The 5,799-nt window shown below is 70.0% G+C and carries 6 protein-coding genes; 2 read left to right on the top strand and 4 right to left on the bottom strand.

Annotated elements, in window-relative coordinates:
• Positions 1-433 precede the first annotated feature (433 nt).
• The 4 genes from P1P70_RS39210 to P1P70_RS39195 all read right to left on the bottom strand — a co-directional run bounded on the left by P1P70_RS39210 (position 434) and on the right by P1P70_RS39195 (position 4,006).
• Positions 434-1,372, bottom strand: coding sequence for a DUF6891 domain-containing protein (locus P1P70_RS39210; protein ID WP_319246349.1), 939 nt, complete (start codon positions 1,370-1,372; stop codon positions 434-436).
• A gap of 83 nt (positions 1,373-1,455) precedes the next feature.
• On the bottom strand, positions 1,456-2,487 hold the full coding sequence (gene glnII / locus P1P70_RS39205) for a glutamine synthetase (protein ID WP_045555421.1): 1,032 nt from the start codon (positions 2,485-2,487) through the stop codon (positions 1,456-1,458).
• A gap of 301 nt (positions 2,488-2,788) precedes the next feature.
• A complete protein-coding gene (locus tag P1P70_RS39200) occupies positions 2,789-3,487 on the bottom strand; it encodes a hypothetical protein (RefSeq protein WP_319246344.1) in 699 nt (232 codons plus the stop codon).
• 159 nt (positions 3,488-3,646) lie between these two features.
• The gene (locus tag P1P70_RS39195; protein WP_319246342.1) at positions 3,647-4,006 is read right to left on the bottom strand and encodes an arsenate reductase family protein; all 360 of its coding nucleotides are present in this window, start codon (positions 4,004-4,006) and stop codon (positions 3,647-3,649) included.
• A gap of 176 nt (positions 4,007-4,182) precedes the next feature.
• Between P1P70_RS39195 and P1P70_RS39190 the strand changes: the two genes are divergently transcribed.
• Positions 4,183-4,497, top strand: coding sequence for a hypothetical protein (locus P1P70_RS39190; protein ID WP_319246339.1), 315 nt, complete (start codon positions 4,183-4,185; stop codon positions 4,495-4,497).
• Between the two features lie 269 nt (positions 4,498-4,766).
• Positions 4,767-5,414: a DUF4360 domain-containing protein gene (locus P1P70_RS39185; protein WP_319246336.1), complete on the top strand. Its 648-nt coding sequence runs from the start codon at positions 4,767-4,769 to the stop codon at positions 5,412-5,414.
• Positions 5,415-5,799: the final 385 nt, after the last annotated feature.

Genomic DNA, 5,799 nt, shown 5'->3' with positions numbered 1-5,799 from the left:
GGCCCTGGGGAGGGGACGGCGACCGGGGCGGCGGCGGTGGCGGAGCCCGACGCGGCGGTCAGCGGGGCGGCGGTCGAGAGGGAACGGGTGTTCGCCATGAGAGGTCAGCTCTTTCGCGCGAGAGGTTCGTCCGGGAGACCTCGGCGACCGACGCATGCGTGGTCGGGAACCCGCCGAGGGACGTACGTCGTTCCGCGCTGACCGAAGGCCGGGGTGTACGGCTTTAGAGGGCCGGCGCGTTCATCGCGCGGCAACACACCCGGTCGAAGTCGTGGTGCTGACGGGAAGGCCAGAAGGGCTCGAGGTCATGGCGACCCGTCGCACGTCGGTTCTGGAAGCCTGCCATGGCCCCATTGAAGCAGACACACGCCCGTCGCAGGAGCCTCCTCCCACTGCTTGGACGCTTCTTGAACATGACGGGAGTGTGGCGACCTCAGCCGACCAGGCGTTTGCGCCACGCCAGGGGGCTGACGGTGATGGCCGTGCCGGGATCGCCGTCCCACTGCGTGGACAGGCCCTGCGCCGCGAGGGCCGCGACGACCTCCCGCCCGACCGCCGCCGTCGACTCGGTGGAGCCGTCGAACCCGCCGTAGAGCAGCATCAGTCCGTGCCCGGCGGCGGCGCCCTCGGTGCACTGGGAGTGGAAGAACACGAATCCCCGGGCGTCCGGCGGGCCTTCGGCGCCTATCTCGCTCGTACCGCAGTTGCGGCAGCACGTGAAGTTCTCCCGGGCCGTGATGCCGTGGGCCCCCTGGAGGGCCTCGAAGGCACGGGTGAGCCGCTCGGGGTCGGTGACCCCGTCCCAGGTGTCCTGCTCGGCGAGGCGCTCGACCCAGAGCCGGTCGACGAGCTGCCGGGCCTGCGCGGGGGAGACGGGCCGGTGGTCGCCCTCGACCAGGTACTCCTCGGCGGTCTCGGTGAGCTGTGCCCGGTTGTCGTAGCCGCAACGCAGCAACTCCCGTACCCGCTCCTCGACCTGCTCCCGTACCTCGTCGTCGAGCTCCGGTACCTCCTCGGGGGCGTCGTGCTCGACCGGGGTCCACTCGATGCCGGTGTCCCAGCCCTCGGCCCGCCGAGCCCAGCCGGTCATGGCGTCCGCGACCCGCTCCGGATCGGTGAGCCGGGTCCCGAAGAACCGGTCGCGGCCCGCGCGGTGCTCCAGCTGGTACTCGCCGTCGGTGCCGTCGTCGGCCCGCTGGTGCCAGACCTGGACGAAGACGTCCGGCACGTCCGGTATCCGCTGCACGACCAGGAACCGGTCGCCCTGGTCCCCGATCCGGCACACCAGCTCACGCAGCCGCTCCGCCGTGATCCGGGCGTGCTTCTCCCAGTTCTCCGTCTCGACCCTGACGGCCAGCTGATCGTTCTTCATGCCCCCACCCTGGCACGCCCCACTGACAACGCCGGAGGGCGCCCACCGCGACGGTGGACGCCCTCCGGGAGCTGCGGGATGGATCAGACCTGGCCGGCCTTGTCGAGCGCGGTGCAGCAGGTGTCGACGATCAGACGCGTCACGACGTACGGGTCGACGTTGGCGTTGGGACGGCGGTCCTCGATGTAGCCCTTGCCGTCCTTCTCGACCTGCCACGGGATACGGACCGAGGCGCCGCGGTTGGAGACACCGTAGGAGTACTCGTTCCACGGGGCGGTCTCGTGCAGACCGGTCAGACGGTCGTCGATGCCGGCGCCGTAGTTCTTGACGTGGTCGAGCGGCTTCGAGCCCTCGCCCAGCGACTCGCACGCGGTGATGATCGCGTCGTAGCCCTCGCGCATCGCCTTCGTGGAGAAGTTGGTGTGCGCACCGGCGCCGTTCCAGTCACCCTTGGCGGGCTTGGGGTCGAGGGTGGCGGCGACGTCGAAGTCCTCGGCGGTGCGGTAGAGCAGCCAGCGGGCGACCCACAGGTGGTCGGAGACCTCCAGCGGGGAGACCGGGCCGACCTGGAACTCCCACTGGCCGGGCATGACCTCGGCGTTGATGCCGGAGATGGCGAGACCGGCGGCCAGGCAGTTCTCCAGGTGGGCCTCGACGATGTCACGGCCGAAGATCTCGTCGGCGCCGACACCGCAGTAGTAGCCGCCCTGGGGGGCCGGGAAGCCGCCCTTGGGGAAGCCCAGCGGGGAGCCGTCCTGGAAGAAGGTGTACTCCTGCTCGATGCCGAAGATCGGCTCCTGGGAGGCGAACTTCTCGGCGACCTCACGCAGCGCGGCACGGGTGTTGGACTCGTGCGGCGTCATGTCGATGTTGAGGACCTCGCAGAGCACGAGGACGTCGTCGCCGCCGCGGATCGGGTCCGGGCAGGTGAAGACCGGCTGGAGCACACGGTCCGAGGAGTGCCCCTCGGCCTGGTTGGTGGAGGACCCGTCGAAGCCCCAGATCGGCAGCGCGTCCAGACCGGCGGGCGCACCCGCGATGATCTTGGTCTTGGAGCGGAGCTTGGCCGTCGGCTCGGTGCCGTCGATCCAGATGTACTCAGCCTTGAAGGTCACGGGACACATCCTTCGGGGTGGGTCACTAGGCGCATGTGCGGGTGCTGCGGCGCTGCGGCACTGAAACGCCGCGCTGATGCCGGGCAGCCTGTCAACCTGCGATTTCCCGGTCATTGCTCGAATGTGAACCCCGTGTTACCTGGTGCTGCTGTGGCGCGGCTCACGTCCCGGAGGACGCGCTGGTGGCACGCGCGCGGGAGGCCGGGCACCACTGTGCGCGGTGCCCGGCCTCCCCGGACGGCGATCGCCCGCCCTTCATCTCACCGTAACGAGCGGGTCCGCCCCGCCGGTCCGGCCGGGATCACCCAACCTTCTCGATCAGCGCGCGGCGGATCAGGAACTTGCCGGGTTCCCGGACCTGTTCGAAGGCGGAGTTGTTCAGCAGGACACAGCTGCCGGAGACCGAGGTGACCTCCACGGTGGTGGACTTGTTGTTGTCCAGGTTGGTCACCCGCAGCTTCGTCCCCGCCGGGAACTCGTTGCTGGACGCGGCCGGGGCGCCGCCCTCGCCGGAGAGGGTGACGGTGGAGCCGTTGCAGACCTGCTCGCCGGCCCCGGCGTTCCCCGCGTTCCCGCCGGCCGCGCCTCCGGCGCCACCCGTGTTCCCCGCGGCCTCGTCGCCCTGGGGGTCCTGAGCCGATCCCCCGGTCTCCGTGGCCGGCGCGGACGGCTGTGCGGGCTGCGCGGCCTGGGAGCCCTGAGCCGACTCCCCGACGACGCAGTCCGACGCCCCCTGCTGGACCTTGATCTGTGCGACGACCGCCTTGCGATTGGCGATGCGGGCCTCCGACTGGGCGTCGGGGTTCGCCTTCTGGTCCGCGATGAACCGCTCGTTGTTGCCGAGCGCGGTGGCCAGACCCTGGCAGACGCTGGAATCCGCCGCGGACTGCGCCGCGTTCGACGTGGCCGCCATGGCGAAGGCCCCGCCTCCCGCCACCGCCGCCGCGGTCACGAACAGCGCGACCTTCTTCTTCGTGCCGAGCGTTCTCCTACGCGACATGCGCGCCTCCTGTTCCCGGTGGACCCTCGTCGAGGCACCGGATCGGATGAGTACGCCGCTACGTACGAGATCCCGAACGAAGCTACTCAACGGTCACAGCGAACTGACAAGTAACGCACGTCACACCGTGGTTGGGGTCCCCGCTGCCGGAACCGCCCGCTACCTGGACAGAGCGTCCCGTACCGCGTCGTCCGTGCGGGCCACCAGCGCTGTGCCGTCGTCCGCGGTGATGATCGGCCGTTGGATGAGCTTCGGGTGCTCGGCGAGCGCCTTGACCCACCGGTCGCGCGTATCGGCGTCCCGGGCCCACTCCTTGAGTCCCAGCTCCTTGGCGGCGGCCTCCTGGGTGCGGGTGATGTCCCACGGTTCGAGCCCGAGCCGCTCCAGCACGGCACGGATCTCGTCCTCGCTCGGGACGTCCTCCAGGTAGCGGCGGACGGTGTAGTCGGCGCCCTCGGCGTCGAGCAGGCTGATCGCGCTGCGGCACTTGGAACAGGCCGGGTTGATCCAGATCTCCATGCCGCCCACCGTAGCCAATCGGGCCCGAAAACCCGTGTTCCACCTCTGTCACAGGACCCGTCAGATCCCTCCTGGCCAGGGGCGATTGTCAGTGGGGGTTAGTAAAATAGAAGCAGTGTTCGAGGGTTGCCGACGGGGGATTTCCGGCGGCGCCCAGACCGCGACAGGAGGATGTCTTGCCCGCTGCCGCACTGAAGTCGAAGCCGCTGCCCACCCAGTCCACCGTCCAGCACCCCGTACTGCTCGACCTGCCCTACGCGCCGGTGGTGAAGCACACGCTGCCGCCGGGCCGTCCGCGCGAGTGGTACGTCACCCACAACCGGCGCCTGAAGGCCATGCGCCTCGCGATCGCCCTGCTCGACTCCGGTGTCCACACGCCGAACCAGGCGCGCAACGAGACGATCCGGAGCACGGCGGAGGTCATCGGGGTGCATCCGCCGTCGGACACCACGTGCCACATGGTGCGGGCGCTGATGCGCTACAGCCGCTGATGCGCTACGACCGCTGACCCGGCACGGCCGCTGAAGCCGGCCGGTCTCGATGGTGCCGTCCACTCCGCACGGGGTGGGCGGCACCGGTGCGTCGGGGGGAGGGGCGATCTCCGGCCGCCAGGGTTGGCCGGAGATCGCCCTAGTGCTGCCCGCCCCGGGTCCATACGATGCGGTCGCCCCTCGGTCTTCACAGGTGTTTCACAGACTGCGGGGCGCTCGCGCATGTCTATTGACATGCGCATGACCGTCATTAGATCGGAGAACCCCCCATGGTTCGTGGTCTCCTCCTGGGCGGCGCGGTGGCCGCCCTGTTCGCCAGTGCGCTACCCGCGCAGGCCGAGTCCCCGTTCGAGGACCCGCCCCCGGACAAGATCGTCATCAAGGTCGCCACGGTGAACGGCTCCGGCTGTCCCCAGGGCACCGCCGCGGTCGCCGTCTCACCGGACAACACCGCGTTCACGGTGACCTACAGCGACTACCTGGCCCAGGTCGGCGGTGGCGCGCCGTCCACCGCGTTCCGCAAGAACTGCCAGCTCAACCTGATCGTCCATGTGCCCGGCGGCTTCACCTACGCCATCGCCAGCGTCGACTACCGGGGCTTCGCCTCGCTCCAGCGCGGTGCGAGCGGGGTGGAGAAGGCCTCGTACTACTTCCAGGGGTCCCCCGACACGGCCGCCCGGACCCACACGTTCAACGGCCCCCTCGAGGACAACTGGCAGGCCACGGACGAGACCGACTGGGCCCAACTGGTGTGGGCGCCCTGTGGGGTCGAGCGGAACTTCAACATCAACACCGAGCTGCGGGTCAACCGGGGGTCGTCGCCGGCGGGCAGCACGAGTTTCATGACGATGGACTCGACCGACGGTGACATCAGCACGATCTACCACTTGGCCTGGAAGGAGTGCCCGGAGAAGTGAGCCGCGGCGCCGGGTGCCTCGTCGCTGCGCGGGCACCCGGCGCGCTCGGTCGGGTTTCGCCCGCGGGCCGGTGGGGCTTCTCGCGCAGTTCCCCGCGCCCCTGAAAAGCAGGGGCTACGCCCCGTGCTTTTCACCCCTGCGGCCTCGTCGCTGCTCACCCCTGCGGCCTCGTCGCCTTTTAGGCCTGCGGCCCCGTCGCCTTTCAGGCCCGCGGGGCCGTGGTCTTTCAGGCCCGCAGGGGCCTGAAGTTTTCAGGGGCGCGGGGAACTGCGCGAGAAGCCCCACCGGAGCCGCACCCGCCGACGGCAACATCAACGGAACCATCCGCTTCGGCTCCAACCGCAGCTACATGAACGAGCGGACCGCGCTGCACGAGATCGCGCAC

Source organism: Streptomyces sp. MB09-02B (assembly GCF_033794485.1).
Classification (GTDB): domain Bacteria; phylum Actinomycetota; class Actinomycetes; order Streptomycetales; family Streptomycetaceae; genus Streptomyces.
The sequence above is the reverse complement of the archived record's forward strand: the minus strand, read 5'-3'. Positions and strand labels throughout refer to the sequence as shown.